The organism is Pseudarthrobacter sp. TRD_SC_9 (assembly GCF_055361265.1).
Genome location: NZ_CM143956.1, coordinates 2,967,316 through 2,984,452, shown reverse-complemented (window position 1 = coordinate 2,984,452; position 17,137 = coordinate 2,967,316). Strand labels below are relative to the sequence as shown.

Genomic DNA, 17,137 nt, shown 5'->3' with positions numbered 1-17,137 from the left:
GGGAGAGCCAGAAGAGAAGGAACACAGCCGTGTCACACAGCACCACCGTAGGAACTGCAGAGCGTCCGCTGCGCGTCGCCGTCGTCGGCTCCGGCCCCGCCGGTGTCTACGCGGCAGACATCCTGACCAAGAGCGAGGCCGTCAAGAGCGGCGAGCTCACCGTCAGCATCGACCTCTTCGACCGCTATCCGGCACCCTACGGCCTGATCCGCTACGGTGTTGCCCCGGACCACCCGCGCATCAAGGGCATCGTCAACGCCCTTCACAAGGTCCTGAACCGTGGCGACATCCGCTTCTTCGGCAACGTTGATTACGGCACCGACATCTCCGTCGAAGACCTACGCACCCACTACGACGCTGTAATTTTTGCAACCGGCGCCATCAAGGATGCGGACCTGAACATCCCGGGCGTTGAACTGGAAGGTTCCTTCGGCGGCGCAGACTTCGTCTCCTGGTACGACGGCCACCCTGACGTTCCCCGCGAATGGCCGCTGGACGCCAAAGAGATCGCCGTCATCGGCAACGGCAACGTGGCCCTGGATGTGGCCCGCGTCCTGTCCAAGCACGCCGACGACCTGCTGGTTTCCGAAATTCCGGACAACGTCTACGCCGGGCTCAAGGCTTCCCCGGTCACGGACGTCCACGTCTTCGGCCGGCGCGGTCCCGCCCAGGTGAAGTTCACCCCCTTGGAGCTCCGCGAGCTGTCCCACTCCAAGGACGTGGACATCATCCTGTACCCGGAGGACTTCGAGTTCGACGAGGAATCCGACCGCCAGATCCAGACGAACAACCAGACCAAGACCATGGTGGGCACGCTCACCAACTGGATCGCCGAGCAGCCCGAGGATCTTTCCGAGCTGAAGGCTTCACGCCGCCTGCACCTGCACTTCCTGCACAGCCCGGTGGAGATTTACGACGCGCCGGAGACTCCCGGTCGCGTCGCGGGCATGCGGTTTGAGCGGACCGAGCTGGACGGCACCGGCAACGCCCGCGGCACCGGCGAGATGGTGGACTACCCGGTCCAGGCCGTGTACCGCGCCATCGGCTATTTCGGTTCCGCCTTGCCGGAGATCGAATTCGACCACAAGAAGGGTGTCATCCCGAACGACGGCGGCCGCGTCCTGGATGCCTCCGGCACCCACGTGCCGGGCATCTACGCCACGGGCTGGATCAAGCGCGGACCCGTCGGCCTGATCGGCCACACCAAGGGTGATGCCCTGGAGACGGTGACTTACCTTCTGGAAGACCGCGAAAACCTGCCGGTTGCCGTGGTCCCGGAGGCAAGCGCCGTCGTCGATCTCCTGGAGAGCCGCGGCGTAAAGTACACCAGCTGGGAAGGCTGGCTCGCCCTGGACGCCCACGAACTGGCTCTAGGCGAGGCCGCCACCGAGGCCGGCGGATCGCACGGTGTTGCGGTCAAGCGCGAGCGCATCAAGGTGGTGCCACGCGGGGACATGGTGCAGATCTCCCGCGATGGGGTCTCAGCCGAAGTCTGAGGACCGTCAAGGGCCGGACGGGCTACCGTCCGGCCCCGCCTGCTGCCATCAGTTCCAGGCGCCTCAGGGTTTCATGGTTCCGGAGCGTGATAATAGGGGTCCTCAGGAATTTCGGGATTGCCTTTCCGGGGCCGCGGCTGGCATCTTCTGAAATTGTTACCAGGCACTGCCCGCCCCGGTCTTCCAGCGCGATCACCACTTTGGCTTCGCCGACGGGCCAGCCGCGTGCGATGAGTTCCAAGGATTTTCCAGGATCGACGGCGGTGACTACGGTGCTGTCGTCGATCACCAGGGGCCAACCGCCGACGGAGTGGTGGAGGCGGCTTCCCACCCCCGGCCAGAGGGCGTCCACGGCGCGGATTCTGGACGTTCCCACGACCCACCCTGAGTAGAGCCAACCATCGGCAATTACTTTCCACACATCAGAGGCAGGGGAATTGAATAGTTGGGACACGCTGGGCATTGAAGTCCTTTCTGAGGCGGGCGGGGGCGAAACGTTTCCGGCATTTGGGATTACGACGGCGGCGGCATTGGTTGCTGTGCGACACGGTAGGAGCGTTCCCGCAGCCGGCGGGTCCAAGGATATATTCGCGCTCCGGGCGGCGGGTTTTCCAGCGGATTGAAGCGCAACGGCGTATCGCGGGCATCCTGGAAAGCCCGTAGGCGAAGCTCGCCGCACGGCCGCCATGGTCCGGCCGGTTTAGCCCAGTGCAGTACCAGTTCCCAGTCAGCGTCAGCGAGGGGTCCGGCTGCCAAAGAACCGCCTTCAAAGGCCCCTGGCGGGATGCTTGTGGTCCGCAGGCCCAGCAGTACCGGCCCGTTCAGCCCCTGATAGGGCATGAGAGTGGTGAAGGCGGCGCTGGCGGCATTGTGCTTGAAAACCAGCAGGAATCTGCCTGTTGGCCGCCATCCTGTGGAGGAGAACAATATGTCTGCGAAGCCTCCCGTTTCGGCGGCGCCGTCAAGAAGTGCATCCGATCCCGGGAGCTGTGCGGACGGGGTGACACGCAGCGCCAGGCCCAGGATGTCCGGGAGCTTTTGCGGGAGCCCCGCCGAACGGGAAAACCGGGCGTGGACGGTGTCAGTCCCCGGGATGTCCAGCCATTTCACGCCGCTTGGCTCTGCCGGACTTCCGGTCAGGATCAACCTGCCATGCAGGGCAACGCCGTCCGGATGGATAGGTCGGACCGGACGCGCAGCTTTCATGATGCGAAACAGCCCGCCAAGTGCCCGTCCCGCTGTTTCCGTGGCGACTGCGCCGGCTTTCCCAGGGGCCTCATGCGTCATGGCGTTCCTTTTCTCCATTGGCTCTCTACATCCGCCCGAATCGGGAGCGAATAAGGGCAAAAACTCCGTAAGCAATGAAACCCACGGCAATGGCCATGAGCAGGTACGGGCCATAAGGATGTTCACGCAAAGCCTTAAGGCCGCCATCGAGCCCCGTGGACTCCTGCGGATTGTGCTTCGCGGCAGCGGCGACGAACAGCAGGCCGGTCAGCCCCAGCGCCGCCCCTTTCGCCATATGGCCGACGACGCCCAGTGTATCGATGACTTTCCCTCGCCTTGTGCCTTCGAAATGAAACAGTTCTTCCTTGAATCCCCGGCGGACGCCCTTAATGACGAAATAGATTCCAATGCCCATGATCGTCAGGCCTACAAGCGCCAGCAGCCAAGGACCAGCAGCTGTTGCCATGACTTTGCTGCTCAAGTCGCGGGTGTTTTCGCTGGAGTCACCCCGCCGTCCCAACGCGAAGCCTGCGAAGGTCAGCCCCACACTGGCGTAGGCCACAGCGAGGAAGCCGGAAGATATCAACTTGGACAATCGCTCCTTGCGGGGCAGGTGGCGGGCGCGCAGCGTCGCTTCGCTGGCCTGCCACACGGCGAGTCCCATACAGGAGACCAGGCAGGCCCACATGACTGCCGGCCCCCACGGGTTGGCAGCAAGCTGCTCAATAGCGCCGGTGGCTTCGGCTTCGCCGGGCCGGCCCAGGGCTACGGCGACGGCGATGCCACCCACGATGATGTGCAGCAAAGCCATGACGGCGAAGCCTGCTCGGGCTAATACGTCCAGAGCCTTCTTATCGGTTGCCTGCTCTACGGCATCTGCGGCTGCGGTGATGCCGGAGTCACCGTCTGTCAAGACCGTCAGCCGTTCATCGGACCTTCCGCGCGTTGTTTTTCAGCGCCGGGTCCCGTGACCTTAACGGTGCAGCGAATGATCAGGCCGTCCGGGGCGTTGTCCAACTCCAGCACGGTGTCATGGGCGCTGACCACGGTGTACGCTGCGGAGCGGTCGAGCACTTCCAACCCTCGGGAAGATGCCACGCTTCTGGCGTTTTCCAACGCCTGATCTTTGAGTTCCTGGACGTAGGCGGTGTCCTCCCGCCTCCCCTCGTCACCGAAAGCCCAGCCAAAGATTGTCCCCGTCTCCGTGGAGCCGGGGCTGTCTTCTGCGGTATGTTTCGCCATGGTCTGCCTCCTGTTCTTTCGGAACCATAGTAAGTGTGCTTAGTATGGTTCCACCATATTCCCTGTGGAGCACCGACCGTGATTCGGCGGGATTGCACCACGCACAACTGTAAGGAGCTCAACATGGCAGGTAACCTTTTTGCCCGGTCAGTTCACGATCTCACGGCAGCGGCGTGGTTTGGCGGCACCCTGATGGGTGCAATTGGACTTAACGGCGCAGCGGCTGCGGCCAAGGATCCAAGCGAGCGGACGCGGCTCTCCAGTCTGGGCTGGATGCGTTGGGCGCCGGTCCAGGCAACTGCGCTGATCTCGCATCTCGCCGCAGGCCTTGCTGTCACCCTGGAAAACAAGGGGAGGGTGGCAAAGCAGGAGGGCGTGGCCCGCGATACCGCCATCAAGACGGCCGTGACGTTGGCAGGTGCGTCCCTCTCCCTCTACTCGGGCATTCTGGGCAAGAAGGTGGAGAAGCTTGCAGACGAAGGTGCTCAGGGAGCCACGGAACCCCGTGCGGGTGCTTCCGATGAGCTGAAGGCCGCGCAGAAGCAGCTGCAGATCCTTCAGTGGGTTATCCCTGTCTTTGCTGGCACCGTGGTTGTCCTTGGCGCCAAGCATGGCGAAATGCAGCGGCCCAAGAACGTACTCCACGGTCTTCGCTCCTGAGTAGTTCCCTTCCGGACCTGCCGGGAGTCAGGCCATACGGCCACCTGCTGAGCTGAAGTCCACAACCGCACGATCAATGATGCAAAGATGCCGGGACGCGCATAACGCGACCCGGCATTTTTCCTGCCCTGCGCCCTATGGCTCGTCCGCGGGCGCGTTACGTCGGTTGGGTCTTCGCTGGCGGAAGGTCAGGGTTCATGTCCTGGACCCCGGGGTCTTCAGCGGTCCAGACCTGAATGACCGCCCAGGCCACTGCCGTGAGTGGAACAGCCAAAACTGCGCCCACTATGCCGGCAACAATGGTGCCGGCCGTCAACGCCATCAGGATCACCAGGGCGTGTAACTCGAGGGCCTTGCCCATAACGATTGGTTGCAGCAGATCGCCCTCGAGTTGGTTTACGGCTATCACCACGGCCACCACAATCAGCGCAACTACCGGACCATTGGCTACCAAGGCCACCAGGGCTGCGAGGATGCCGGCAACGGTGGCACCAACCAGCGGGATGAATCCGCCGATGAAAACGATGATGGCCAGGGGAACGGCCAAGGGAACCTGCAGGATCAGCAGTGCGGCGCCGATCGCAACAGCGTCAACGAAGGCCACAACAGCGGTGCCCCGGACATAGCCGCCCAGCACTTCCAGGGTGCGGCTGCCCACCCGGCGCAGCCTGGCCTCCCGGCGGCCGGTGAACGGACGTAGAAGGAAGTTCCAGATTTTGGGGCCGTCCTTGAGGAAAAAGAACAGGATAACCACCATCAATGCGGTTCCGGCAAGGAACTCTGTCACCACGGAAAGCCCGGTTACTGCACCGGACCGTGCCTGGCTGCTGGTAGCGAAGTCAATGACGGATTCCCGGGCCTGGGTGAGCTGATCCTGTTGAACCGGAATTGGGCCGGTCAGCAGGAACTGCTCGAGTTCGTCCAGTCCGGTTGCGGCCTGCTGAATGAGCTCCTCCCACTGGTTCTGTACCGAGATAACGATCAGGTTGTACACGCCGGTAAGCACCACCAGCAGCCCGACGAAGGCTACCGCCGTGGACACTCCTGGACGGAAGCCCCGGCGGCGGAGCATGTTGACGAAGGGCCCGATCGCAGCGGCAAGGATTAGTGCAATAAGCGCCGGGATCACCAGCAGCTTGATCTGGATGAGGACGTAGATGGACACTGCGGCGACCGTCAGGATCAGCAGGACCTGGGCAGCGCGCGTTCCTACCCTGCCCAGTCCGTCGGTCCACATTGCCCGCGCTGTGGCGTTGGGCTTTGTTGCTTCGGCCATGGGTTGCTCCTTGGAAATCGGCTGGCATCATTGGCGCCCTCGGATAGGACTACCTTTGTCAAGTGCTAAGCCTACTGACTAGCTTGAGAGCTCAGCACGTTTTTCAGGTTTATGAACCACTGGCCGGGGTCAACGGCTGCCGTCCAGCGCCGGTTCAGACCCGCCGGCCCGGTTGTCCGGCCGGCCGGGCCGGGGCGCCGGGGAGTACCCCATTGCCGGTGAGCAGGTGTCCCATGACGATCTGGGCCACGGCCAGCACCAGCAGGACAATGAGCGGGGGCGTCCAGCTGCCGGTGGAACCATGCAGCAACCCGACGCCGAACGGACCCATGGACGCCAGGAGGTAGCCGACGGACTGGGCAAGAGTGGACAGCGCCGTGGTTTCGGCTGTGTTCTTGCCGCTGCGGCTGATCAGCACCATGACCAGTGGGAAGATGCCGATGCCAAGGCCCGTCAGGCAGGCCGGAAGGATGGCCAGCTCCACTGGCAGCAGCAGTTGGCAGAGCAGCCCGGCGGCCATGCAGAGCCCTGCGAGGTAAAAGGCGGGCCGCAGCATGCCTCGCCGTGAGCCGATCGCGATCAGCAGCATTCCGGCCGGAACTGAGACGAGTTGCAGCAGGCCGTACATGAGTCCGCTGTCCGCAGCGTCCAGGCCCTTGGTGATCAGCTGGTATGGGAACCAGCTCAGCACCGAATACGCGAGCAGTGCCTGCAGCGTGAAAACAGCGGTGATCAGCAGGCCTTTGCGCGTCTTAAGCAGCGGCCAGGGCCGGATCCGTGCCTCCGTGACCCGGACGCCGTGCCGATGTGAGTGCAGCGCCAGGGGCAAGAAACCAAGGAGCGCGGCCGCGGCCAGGAAACCAACGGAGCCCACAGCTGACGACGGCGAACCCAGAGCCTGTGCCACGGGTACCGCCAGGATGGAGGCCGCGGTAGCCCCGGTAGTCATGGTGAGGGTGTAGACGCCGGTCATCAGCGAGATCCGGCTGGCGAAGTGCTCGCGGATGAAGGAGGGCATAGCCACGTTGCAGATGGCCAGGCCGCACATGCCAACAACCGTTCCGCCCACCAGCATCCCGGTGGCGGGGATGCCCCTTAGCAGCAGGCCGCCGGCAAGCATGGCCAGCGCAAGCACTATCGCCTTCTCCACGCCCAGTTTTCCGGTCAGCCAGGACGTTGCCGCGCCTGCCAGGGCGAAGCACAGCGTGGGGATGGACGGGATCAGCGAGGCGATGAACGGGCCGTAGCCCAGGGTGAGCTGGAGATCGTGCAGGAGGGTGGAGGCGCTGGTGATTCCCGCGCGGAGGTTCAAGCCGATCAGGACCAACGCCATCACACCCATGACCACCACCGCACCGCTGCGCTGCGGTTCCAGCCGCGCTGGCGCAGCGGCAGGCGTGGTGGAGGGGTCCATAGTTACAGCGTAGAGCTTCGCAAAGCCTCTGCTACCCGGGGTGCCGCGCTCCCAGCCGTGATACTGCTAACGCCAGCCACAGCTGCACACGGTCCGCTGTCACCGAGGGGTCATAGCCGGTCATCTCCGTGATCTGTGCCAGTCTGTAGCGGACGGTATTTCGGTGCAGGGTCAGCGCTTCCGCCACGGCTGCCACCGAGCCGTTGTGGTTCAGGTAGCTCTCAAGCGTCAACATCAGTTCTGATCCGTGCGCCGTGTCGAAGGCCCGCAGCGGATTCAGGCATTCCTTGGCCATGTCTGCCAGCGGCACATCCTCGCTGGCCAGCAGCAGCGAGGTCAGGCTGAGCCGTTCGGGTTCGTTGACGGGCAGCCCATGTCCGGCGGCCTCCCGCGCCTCGAAGTAGCTCCAGCGAAGTCCGTTCGGCTTGGTGTAGGCGCCGCCGATGCCGATGTTCGCGTGGATGCCTGCCTCGGCCAGGTGGTCACTGAGCTGGCGGGCCAGGGCAGGCGCTCCCGTGCCGTCGTCGGGAATCACCAGGACCAGGTCCTTACCCACGACGGCGGCAACCGCCTCCGCGAGCGATGGCGGCACGGAGGTGGTTCCGAGCGTTTTGTGATGGGCGGCGGAGACGGCCAACAGGGCGACGTTGCGGCGGGTGCTGTTGACGCCGATGCCGGCGAGCCGGCGCTGGGCTTCGCTGATTTCCAGTGCTCCGTGGAATATGTCTTCCAGCACCTGGCCGGCGAGGGCGCGCTGCGACTGGCGCTGCTTGACCATGTTATTCAGTTCGACGCTGATGAGGTTCTGTGCGTAGCCCACAATTCCGGTGTCCTCGAAGGGCTGCCGGATCCATAATGTGCAGGCGTCGCGCCGGCCGGTGGGGATGGGAAAGGATCCCCATTCAGGGGCCGACGGCGGAAGGTTGCCGGTGTTGTGCAGCAGCGCCGTGAACTGAGTGAGGGCTACGTCCGTTCGCAGCATGCCGCCCAGGTGCTTGAGCAGTTCGCCCAGGCCGCCGCCGGTCAGCAGCGCGCGGGCCAGTACCTGGTGGCCGGCGATCAGGCGTTCCAGTTTGGCGTAGTGGTCCGAGGACTGGGCATCCGCGACGATCTTGGTGATGGCGATGAACGGGGTGTCATAGGGAACCTCCACCACGGGGATGTTCCAGCGGTTGGCCTCGGCAATAAGTGCCGGCGGGACGGTCTCGTGCGTCAGCCCGGTGCCAAAACCGATGCCTACAGCTCCTGCCCGCTGGACCTGCCGCACAAACCGGCGCTGGTCCGGGGCGGACTTGAGACGCAGGCCGGTCGTGAGAATCAGTTCGCCGCCATCCAGGAACCGGTGCGGGTCCTCCAGTTCGGACACGGCGACCCACCGGATGTCGTGGGTCCAGGTGCTCTCGGAAAGCCCGGTTTTCTTCAGTTTCAGCGGGCTGGCAGCCACCAGGGCAGCAAGGGAAATGGCCATCCTCCAACCATAGGACGACCCTGGGCAACCGCACTAAACATGCTGGTGGCAGGTGTGCACATGACTATTCCTTCGTTAGGTGACGTGGCCTACGCTCGGAGCAGTAGCTCATCAGCAGAAAGAGGTTGCACACCGTGGTTCAGACCTTGCAAAACTTCATCAACGGCCAGTTCGTCACGCCGGCCGGTACCGGTCTGCTGGACATCGTTAATCCCACCAACGGGGAGGTTGTGGCTAAGGCGCCCGTCTCCGTCCAGGCTGACGTGGATGCAGCCATGTCCGCTGCCAAGGATGCTTTCAAGAGCTGGAAGCACGTGACGCCAGGCCAGCGCCAGCTGATGCTGCTCAAGCTGGCGGACGCCGTGGAAGCGAACAGCGATGAACTCGTCGAGGCGCAGCACCGCAACACCGGCCAGGTCCGCTCCTTGATTGCTTCGGAGGAGATTGCTGCCGGCGCAGACCAATTGCGCTTCTTTGCAGGTGCCGCCCGGATCCTCGAAGGCAAGTCCGCCGGTGAGTACTTCGAGGGCCACACCTCCTACGTCCGCCGTGAACCCATTGGCGTCGTAGCCCAGGTTGCGCCCTGGAACTACCCGTTCCTGATGGCCATCTGGAAGATCGGCCCGGCGCTCGCCGCCGGAAATACCGTGGTCCTTAAGCCCTCGGACACCACTCCCGAATCCACGCTGGTCCTGGCCCGCCTTGCCGGCGAAATCCTCCCCGCCGGCGTCCTCAACGTGGTGCTGGGAACCGGCGAGACCGGCGCGATGATGGTGGACCACAAGGTCCCCGGGCTGGTCTCCATCACCGGATCTGTCCGCGCCGGAATCGCTGTTGCCAGCGGGGCTGCCAAAAGCCTCAAGCGCGCGCACCTTGAACTGGGCGGCAAAGCGCCCGCCATCGTCTTCAAGGACGCCGACATCAAGAAGAGCGCCGCGGCCATTGCCGAGTTCGCATTCTTCAACGCCGGCCAGGACTGCACGGCCATCACCCGTGTGCTGGTTGAAGACTCCGTGCACGACGACGTTGTCGCCGCAATGGTGGAACACACCAAGACCCTGCACACCGGCTCCCAGAACGATGAAGACAACTACTTCGGTCCGCTGAACAACGTCAACCACTTCAACCAGGTCAAGTCCGTGGTGGACCAGCTCCCGGATTACTGCCGGATTGAAACCGGCGGCCACCAGGCAGGGGAGAAGGGCTACTTCTTCGAGCCCACCATCGTCACCGGCGCCAGGCAGACCGATGCCGTGGTCCAGCAGGAAACGTTTGGCCCGGTCATCACCGTGCAGAAGTTCAGTACAGAAGCCGAGGCGCTTGAACTGGCCAACGACGTCGACTACGCGCTTGCATCCAGCGTCTGGACCACCAACCACGGCACCGCCATGCGGATGTCCCGCGACCTGGACTTCGGAGCAGTCTGGATCAACACGCACATCCTGCTGACCGCTGAAATGCCGCACGGTGGATTCAAGCAGTCCGGCTATGGCAAGGACCTCTCCATGTACGGCGTGGAGGACTACACACGCATCAAGCACGTGATGAGCGCGCTGGACGCCTGACCTGATCATTCACCGGTGGTTGAGCTTGTCGAGATCATCTCGACAAGCTCGATCACCGGAGACAGGCTCGATCACCACATACTGAAAGGCTTCGCCATGACCACCACCGCCCCCGAACTCAGCTACCGGCTGGAGCAGAAGCGCTCGATCACCGGTGCCTTCCCCGGACCCAAGTCCCAGGCTCTGAATGAACGACGTAAGAGCGTCGTCGCCGCCGGAGTCGCTTCCGGCGTACCCGTCTATGTTGAAGACGCCGACGGCGGAATCATCCGCGACGTCGACGGCAACTCCTTCATCGACCTCGGCTCAGGCATCGCCGTTACCAGCGTCGGCGCGTCCGACCCCGCCGTTGTGGCCGCCGTTCAGGACGCTGTCGCTCATTTCACCCACACCTGCTTTATGGTCACCCCCTACGAGGGCTACGTCGCCGTCGCCGAACAGCTGAACCGCCTCACCCCGGGCGACCACAAGAAGCGGACCGTCCTGTTCAACTCAGGCGCCGAGGCAGTGGAGAACGCGGTGAAGGTGGCCCGCCTGGCCACCGGACGTGACGCCGTCGTGGCTTTTGACCATGCCTACCACGGCCGTACCAACCTGACCATGGCGCTGACCGCCAAAGCCATGCCGTACAAGACCGGCTTTGGCCCGTTCGCCTCCGAGGTCTACCGGGTGCCCATGAGCTACCCGTTCCGTGAGGAAAACCCGGAGATCACCGGTGCGGAGGCCGCAAAGCGCGCCATCACCATGATCGAGAAGCAGATCGGCGGCGACCAGGTTGCCGCGATGATCATCGAACCGATCCAGGGCGAAGGTGGCTTCATCGTCCCGGCCGACGGCTTCCTGCCGGCGCTGGCTGCCTGGGCCAAGGAAAAGGGCATCGTCTTCATCGCTGATGAAGTCCAGTCCGGCTTCTGCCGCACCGGCGAATGGTTCGCCGTCGATCATGAAGGCGTCATTCCGGACATCATCACCATGGCCAAGGGTATCGCCGGCGGCATGCCGCTTTCCGCGATCACCGGCCGTGCGGACCTGCTTGACGCCGTCCACCCGGGCGGCCTGGGCGGCACCTACGGCGGCAACCCGGTGGCGTGCGCCGCAGCGCTTGCCTCCATCGGTACCATGGAGCAGTTCGACCTCATTGGCAGGGCCCGGCACATCGAAGAGCTGGCTGTTGGCCGCCTCACCGCACTGCAGGCGGAACTGAACGACGCCGGGACCGGCGTGATCGGCGACGTGCGTGGACGCGGTGCCATGCTGGCAATCGAGCTGGTCCAGGCGGGCTCCAGGGAACCCAATCCGGAACTGACCAAAGCCGTCGCCGCGGCCTGCCTGGCCGAGGGCGTCATCATCCTCACCTGCGGCACCTACGGCAACGTCATCCGCCTGCTGCCTCCGCTGGTCATCAGCGACGAGCTGCTCAATGACGGCCTGGACGTATTGGCGAAGGCCATCAAGGCCGGCGTCTAACCCATAGTTGTCCAGGCGTTCATCAACGCGCCTGGCCTCGCAACAGAGCGGACACGGTGATCCCGTGTCCGCTCGTGGCGTTTAAAGCTCCTTTGCAGCGTCTTGCCGGGCTGCTCGAACTTTGCCTCCCGCGGTTCGCGAGCCCAGCATGTCCACGGTCAGAACCAGGAGCGCCAGCCACACCACGCCGAAGCCGATCCAGCGGTCCAGCGGCATGGTCTCCTGAAAGACTGCCACCGCGACGATGAACTGCAGCACCGGGGCGAGGTATTGCAACAGGCCGATGGTGCTGAGGGGCAGGCGGCGGGCAGCGGCGCCAAAGAACAGCAGCGGAACGGCGGTGATGACACCGGAAGCGGCAAGCAGCCAGAAGTGCCCCGGGCCCTCGGTGGTCAGCGTGGCAGTTCCGCTGGCAGCAAGGAAAACCATGACGATGGCCGCCAGGGGAGCGAGCACGATGGTTTCTACGCTGAGGCTGGTCACGGCGTCGACCTTGGGTCCAACACGTTTTTTCACGAAGCCGTAGAAGCCAAAGCTGAACGCCAGGGTCAACGCGATCCAGGGCAGCTTTCCATAGGAGAACGTCAGGACGCCGACGGCGATGAAGCCGATTCCCACCGCGGCCCACTGCAGCGGACGCAGCTTCTCACGCAGGACAAAGACGCCCAGCAGCACGGAGACCAGCGGGTTGATGAAGTAGCCCAGCGCGGCCTCCACGGCTTGGCCTGTGGTTACGCCATAGGTGTAGGTCAGCCAGTTGACGGCAATGAGGCTTGCGGCCAAGGCCAGCGGACCCAGGACGGAACGGTCCCGAAAGGCGCCGGTCAGCGCGGCCCAGGAACGCGTGACGGCTATCAGCAGCAGGCAGAACAGCAGCGACCACACCACACGGTTGGCCACGATTTCGACGGCGCCCGCGGGCATCAGCGCAAGGAAATACAGGGGCAGCATCCCCCACAGGCCGTAGGCACCAATGCCGAAGATGATTCCCGCCGTCGTTTCCGTATCAACGGCCTTGAGGCCGGAACCTTTGCCCGATCCGCGCCCGGTCTCCGGTGCGGCCTTCCCGGCCCGGGCCACACCAGCGGCGGACGCAGGCGGAAACTGTCCGGGTGGGGATGATGACGAGGGATCGGGAGTAGGCACGCAACCAATAACACCAGTGGGTAGGCTCATATTCCAGTCGGGGAACTCGGCGCCCCCAAAAATAGTCAGTAGGCTTGCCGTTATGACCATTAGCAGTGGCGCGAGGGCGGCCGGATGAGGCTGCGGCGGAGCAAGGCGTCCGGACGCGGTTACCGCCGCGTTCGTGCCGGGACGGGTTTTAGTTACCGGGACCTGGACGGTTCCACGCTGCCTCCCGGGCCGATCAGGGACAGGTTGGAAAGCATTGGCATTCCGCCGGCTTGGGACGACGTCTGGATCGCGCCCTTCGAAAACGGGCACATCCAGGCCACCGGCGTCGACGCGGTGGGCAGGCGGCAGTACATCTACCATCCGGAGTGGCGGGAACGGAAGGACCGGCTGAAGTTTGACCGGTCACTCCAACTCGCAGAGTCGCTTCCAGCTGCCCGCCGGAAGGTCACCATGGAACTGCGAAGTGAAGGCTTCACGCGTGAGCGGGTACTGGCGGCGGCCTTTCGAATGCTGGACAGCGGCTCCTTGCGGGTGGGGTCGGAGCGGTATACGAACGAAAACGGCAGCCATGGCCTGGCAACCCTCCTCTGCGCCCACGTCAAGGTCCGTAACGACCACATATCGTTGAAGTTCCCGGCCAAAAGCGGCAAGGACTGGGAATCCGAAATACGCGACGCGGACCTTGCGGCCCTGCTGCGGCTGCTCAAGCGGCGCGGTCCTAATGCCAGGCTGCTGGCCTACAAAGAGGGCAGGACCTGGCGCCCGGTCACCAGCGCGGACATCAACGCCTATGTGAAGGAGCTGACGGGCGCAGACTTTACGGCGAAGGATTTCCGCACCCTGCACGGGACGGTGGCGGCCGCCGCCAGCCTGGCGCGGACAGGCGTCCAACGCACTGAGGCAAAACGGAAAAGGGCCATCAGCCGCGCCATGATGGACGCCGCCGAGGTCCTGGGAAACACTCCGTCCATAGCCCGCAAAAGCTACGTGGACCCACGGGTACTTGACCATTTTACCGATGGTGAGACCATCGATCTCAAGAGGCTGCAGTCTGCGGAGTCTGAACTCCGTGCACTGCTGTACCGGGAAGGCACCGTGGTGCCGCTGCAGGAAAGCGGCTGAGCAAGCAGCAGAACAACGGCAGCGCCACTTAGAATGGGACACCGGGCTGCCGTTCCGGCTTAGAGAAGCAGCAGAAGGGCTAACGTGTCCACTCCAAGCGAGTCCACAGGTGAAGTTTTTGCACACCGTCCGCTTCGTATCGCCATTATCGGCGCCGGACCGGCCGGAGTGTACGCGGCGGACATCCTGACCAAATCAGGCGCAGTCAAGGACGGTGGCCTGGAGGTGAGTATCGATTTGTTTGATGCCTACCCCGCTCCTTTTGGGCTGATCCGTTACGGCGTGGCACCAGACCATCCCCGGATCAAGGGAATCGTCAACGCCCTGCACAAGGTGCTGGACCGCGGCGACATCAGGTTCCTGGGCAACGTGACGTTTGGCCGCGACCTCACGCTGGCAGACCTGCGCACCTTCTATGACGCCATTATTTTCTCCACCGGCGCCGTGCTGGACGCGGATCTCGATATACCGGGCATCGACCTGCAGGGTTCCTTCGGCGGCGCCGAATTCGTCTCCTGGTACGACGGCCACCCGGATGTCCCGCGTGATTGGCCGCTGGACGCCAGGGAGATCGCGGTGATCGGGAACGGGAACGTGGCCCTGGATGTGGCCCGGATGCTGGTCAAGCACGCCGATGAACTCCTCAGCACCGAGATCCCTGACAACGTGTACCAGGCCTTGAAGAAGTCCCCGGTCACCGACGTCCATGTCTTTGGCCGCCGCGGCCCGGCCCAGGTGAAGTTCACGCCGCTGGAGCTGCGCGAACTCAGTCACATGAACGATGTGGACATTGTGCTGTACCCCGAAGACTTCGAGTTTGATGAAGCCTCTGACGAAGCGATCCGCACCAACAACCAGATCAAGACCATGGTAAATACCCTCACTAACTGGCTGGTGGAGGAGCATGCGGAGTCTGAGCAGCCGTCTTCCCGCCGGTTGCACCTGCATTTCCTGCACAATCCCGTCGGGATTTACGACGCCGGTACGCCCGGCAAGGTGGCAGGTATCCGTTTTGAGCGCACCGAGTTGGACGGCACGGGCAACGTGAAAGGCACCGGAGAGTTTGTGGATTATCCGGTGCAGGCGGTCTACCGGGCGGTCGGCTATCACGGCTCGCCCCTGGAAGGACTCGAATATGATTCCAGGCGCGGGGTGATCCCCAACGACGGCGGCCGGGTGCTTGACGGCGAGGGGCACCACCTTCCGGGGCTTTATGTCACCGGCTGGATCAAGCGCGGGCCGGTGGGCCTGATAGGCCACACCAAAGGCGATGCCCTGGAAACGGTCGGCTTCCTGCTGGAAGACCATTTGCACCTGCCGCAAGCTGAAAATCCTGACCCGCAGGCCGTCATCGATCTCCTGGAGGACCGCGGCATCAGCTTCACCACCTGGGAAGGGTGGAACCGGCTGGATGCGCACGAAGCAGCCCTCGGAGCGGCATGGACCGCGGAGAACCCGGCCTCCGGCGTCGTGCGTGAACGCGTGAAAGTAGTGGACCGCGAACACATGATTGCGATCTCCCGGGAGTAGCGCATCTGCCGTTAAGGTGCCAGCCTTGGCAAGGACCTACAGTAAGCAGGAGTTCAATGGGGAACCTGATCCGCCCGGCGTCCGTTGACGATGCCCAGCTGCGCCAACGCCATGCCCTTGCCGGCCACGAACAGCTCGACGCGTACGCCGGGACCCGTGAGATCCCGGGACTGCGCCGGCTCATCCGCGAATCCTGGCAACGTTCGGCACGCCTGCAGGCCAACCCGGATAAAAGCGAAGCACCACTGGCGCTGGACCAGGACGAACTTGAGGAGTACCGCCGGCAGCACCCGCTCGCCAGCATCATGCCGGTGATCCGGAAACTGCTGGTACGGCCCAGCCATGACAGCGGCCTGCTGATTGCCGTGGGCGACGAGCTGGGACGGCTGCTGTGGGTGGACGGGGATCCTGAGCTTCAGCGCCGCGCCGAAGGGATGATGTTCGTGGCCGGCGCCGACTGGTCCGAGGCCACGGTGGGTACCAGTGCCCCTGGAACCGCGTTGGCACTGGACCGCAGCATCCAGATTGCCGGGGCCGAGCATTACCAGCGGGCAGTCCATCCGTGGAGCTGCACGGCCGTGCCTTTCCACGATCCCGATTCCGGAGCGCTGTTGGGGGTTGTGGACATCACGGGTACCGAGCTGGCCGTCGCCCCACATACGCTCTCCCTGGTGGAAGCGACCGTGGCGGCCGCCCAGGCGCAGCTGCGGGTGGAGCGGTTGCAGGTGGCCGCCTCAAAACCCGCACGGCGCCGCAGCCGGACTTCCGCGGCGGGGACCCCCAGCAGGGACAGCACGCTGTACCGCAACAGCCTCCAGGTGCTGGGCCGGGACCAGGCGCTTCTTAGTATCGCCGGACGGACTGTGCCACTCTCCGGGAGGCACAGCGAGATCCTTACCCTGCTGAGCATGCACCCGGACGGGCTGAGCGCGGAGGAGCTCTGCGCGCTGGTGTACCAGGGAGAGAATGCGTCAATGACGCTGCGGGCGGAAATGGTGCGGTTACGCAAGGTCCTCCACGAGCTTGATCCCGCCGCAGTGCCGCTGTCCCGCCCGTACCGGCTCGCCATCGATGTAGCTCCCGACGCCGGCCAGGTCCTGAATTGCCTGCAGCGCGGTGCGCATCGGATTGCCCTGGAAATCTACCGCGGTGCCGTCCTGCCACGCTCCCAGGCGCCCGGTATCGCTGAACTGCGCAACCGCGTCTCCTCGCTGTTGCGCGAGGCGGTACTGACCGACGGCAGTGCCGAATCCCTGCTGAAGTACGCCGCGCTACCGGAGGCAAGTGACGACGTCGGCGTCCGGATCGCGGCACTGAAGCTGCTGCCGCCGCGCTCACCCAGGCGTGCCGCCGTCGTTGCCGATATTGAACGGCTGGAAGCGGAACTGGGCGCGTAACGGCCGGTGGTTGAGCCTGTCGAAGCCGGCTGGTGGTTGAGCTTGTCGAAACCGGCCGGTGGTTGAGCCTGTCGATACCCGAAGATGTGCTTGCAACCTGACTGCAACCTGCCCGCTCCTACGCTTGCTCCAACGG

The 17,137-nt window shown here is 64.1% G+C and carries 15 protein-coding genes; 7 read left to right on the top strand and 8 right to left on the bottom strand.

Annotation, left to right across the window (positions count from 1 at the left end):
* Nucleotides 1-29 precede the first annotated feature (29 nt).
* Nucleotides 30-1,496 (top strand): FAD-dependent oxidoreductase, encoded by a 1,467-nt coding sequence (locus tag ACWA13_RS13905; protein WP_463934767.1) that lies wholly within the window; start codon nucleotides 30-32, stop codon nucleotides 1,494-1,496.
* A gap of 22 nt (nucleotides 1,497-1,518) precedes the next feature.
* Here the strand turns inward: ACWA13_RS13905 and ACWA13_RS13900 are convergent, their stop codons facing one another.
* The 4 genes from ACWA13_RS13900 to ACWA13_RS13885 are packed head-to-tail and all read right to left on the bottom strand — an operon-like array spanning nucleotide 1,519 to nucleotide 3,965.
* Nucleotides 1,519-1,959: an SRPBCC family protein gene (locus ACWA13_RS13900; protein WP_463934766.1), complete on the bottom strand. Its 441-nt coding sequence runs from the start codon at nucleotides 1,957-1,959 to the stop codon at nucleotides 1,519-1,521.
* A gap of 50 nt (nucleotides 1,960-2,009) precedes the next feature.
* A complete protein-coding gene (locus ACWA13_RS13895) occupies nucleotides 2,010-2,783 on the bottom strand; it encodes a hypothetical protein (protein ID WP_463934765.1) in 774 nt (257 codons plus the stop codon).
* 25 nt (nucleotides 2,784-2,808) lie between these two features.
* A complete protein-coding gene (locus ACWA13_RS13890) occupies nucleotides 2,809-3,636 on the bottom strand; it encodes a DUF1206 domain-containing protein (protein WP_463934764.1) in 828 nt (275 codons plus the stop codon).
* A 5-nt stretch (nucleotides 3,637-3,641) separates the two neighbouring features.
* Nucleotides 3,642-3,965, bottom strand: coding sequence for a hypothetical protein (locus tag ACWA13_RS13885; protein ID WP_463934763.1), 324 nt, complete (start codon nucleotides 3,963-3,965; stop codon nucleotides 3,642-3,644).
* Between the two features lie 123 nt (nucleotides 3,966-4,088).
* On the opposite strand from ACWA13_RS13885, the gene ACWA13_RS13880 reads away from it, so the two are divergent.
* Nucleotides 4,089-4,625, top strand: a complete 537-nt coding sequence (locus tag ACWA13_RS13880; protein ID WP_463934762.1) for a hypothetical protein — start codon at nucleotides 4,089-4,091, stop codon at nucleotides 4,623-4,625.
* Nucleotides 4,626-4,782: 157 nt separating this feature from the next.
* Here the strand turns inward: ACWA13_RS13880 and ACWA13_RS13875 are convergent, their stop codons facing one another.
* From ACWA13_RS13875 to ACWA13_RS13865, 3 genes are all read right to left on the bottom strand, one after another.
* Nucleotides 4,783-5,901 carry an AI-2E family transporter gene (locus ACWA13_RS13875; protein WP_463934761.1) on the bottom strand — a complete coding sequence of 373 codons (1,119 nt, stop codon included), beginning with the start codon at nucleotides 5,899-5,901 and terminating at the stop codon, nucleotides 4,783-4,785.
* Between the two features lie 154 nt (nucleotides 5,902-6,055).
* Nucleotides 6,056-7,315: an MFS transporter gene (locus tag ACWA13_RS13870; protein ID WP_463934760.1), complete on the bottom strand. Its 1,260-nt coding sequence runs from the start codon at nucleotides 7,313-7,315 to the stop codon at nucleotides 6,056-6,058.
* Between the two features lie 31 nt (nucleotides 7,316-7,346).
* Nucleotides 7,347-8,783, bottom strand: a complete 1,437-nt coding sequence (locus ACWA13_RS13865; protein ID WP_463934759.1) for a PucR family transcriptional regulator — start codon at nucleotides 8,781-8,783, stop codon at nucleotides 7,347-7,349.
* 134 nt (nucleotides 8,784-8,917) lie between these two features.
* Between ACWA13_RS13865 and ACWA13_RS13860 the strand changes: the two genes are divergently transcribed.
* Nucleotides 8,918-10,348: a gamma-aminobutyraldehyde dehydrogenase gene (locus tag ACWA13_RS13860; RefSeq protein WP_463934758.1), complete on the top strand. Its 1,431-nt coding sequence runs from the start codon at nucleotides 8,918-8,920 to the stop codon at nucleotides 10,346-10,348.
* A gap of 96 nt (nucleotides 10,349-10,444) precedes the next feature.
* Nucleotides 10,445-11,815 carry a 4-aminobutyrate--2-oxoglutarate transaminase gene (gene gabT, locus ACWA13_RS13855; RefSeq protein ID WP_463937935.1) on the top strand — a complete coding sequence of 457 codons (1,371 nt, stop codon included), beginning with the start codon at nucleotides 10,445-10,447 and terminating at the stop codon, nucleotides 11,813-11,815.
* Nucleotides 11,816-11,896: 81 nt separating this feature from the next.
* On the opposite strand, the gene rarD is transcribed toward gabT, so the two are convergent.
* Nucleotides 11,897-12,991, bottom strand: a complete 1,095-nt coding sequence (gene rarD, locus ACWA13_RS13850) for an EamA family transporter RarD (RefSeq protein WP_463934757.1) — start codon at nucleotides 12,989-12,991, stop codon at nucleotides 11,897-11,899.
* Between the two features lie 84 nt (nucleotides 12,992-13,075).
* Here rarD and ACWA13_RS13845 point away from each other — a divergent pair, with 84 nt between their 5' ends.
* From ACWA13_RS13845 to ACWA13_RS13835, 3 genes are all read left to right on the top strand, one after another.
* Nucleotides 13,076-14,074: a DNA topoisomerase IB gene (locus ACWA13_RS13845; RefSeq protein WP_463934756.1), complete on the top strand. Its 999-nt coding sequence runs from the start codon at nucleotides 13,076-13,078 to the stop codon at nucleotides 14,072-14,074.
* Nucleotides 14,075-14,158: 84 nt separating this feature from the next.
* Nucleotides 14,159-15,604 carry an FAD-dependent oxidoreductase gene (locus tag ACWA13_RS13840; RefSeq protein ID WP_463934755.1) on the top strand — a complete coding sequence of 482 codons (1,446 nt, stop codon included), beginning with the start codon at nucleotides 14,159-14,161 and terminating at the stop codon, nucleotides 15,602-15,604.
* Nucleotides 15,605-15,660: 56 nt separating this feature from the next.
* On the top strand, nucleotides 15,661-17,001 hold the full coding sequence (locus ACWA13_RS13835; RefSeq protein ID WP_463934754.1) for a helix-turn-helix domain-containing protein: 1,341 nt from the start codon (nucleotides 15,661-15,663) through the stop codon (nucleotides 16,999-17,001).
* Nucleotides 17,002-17,137: the final 136 nt, after the last annotated feature.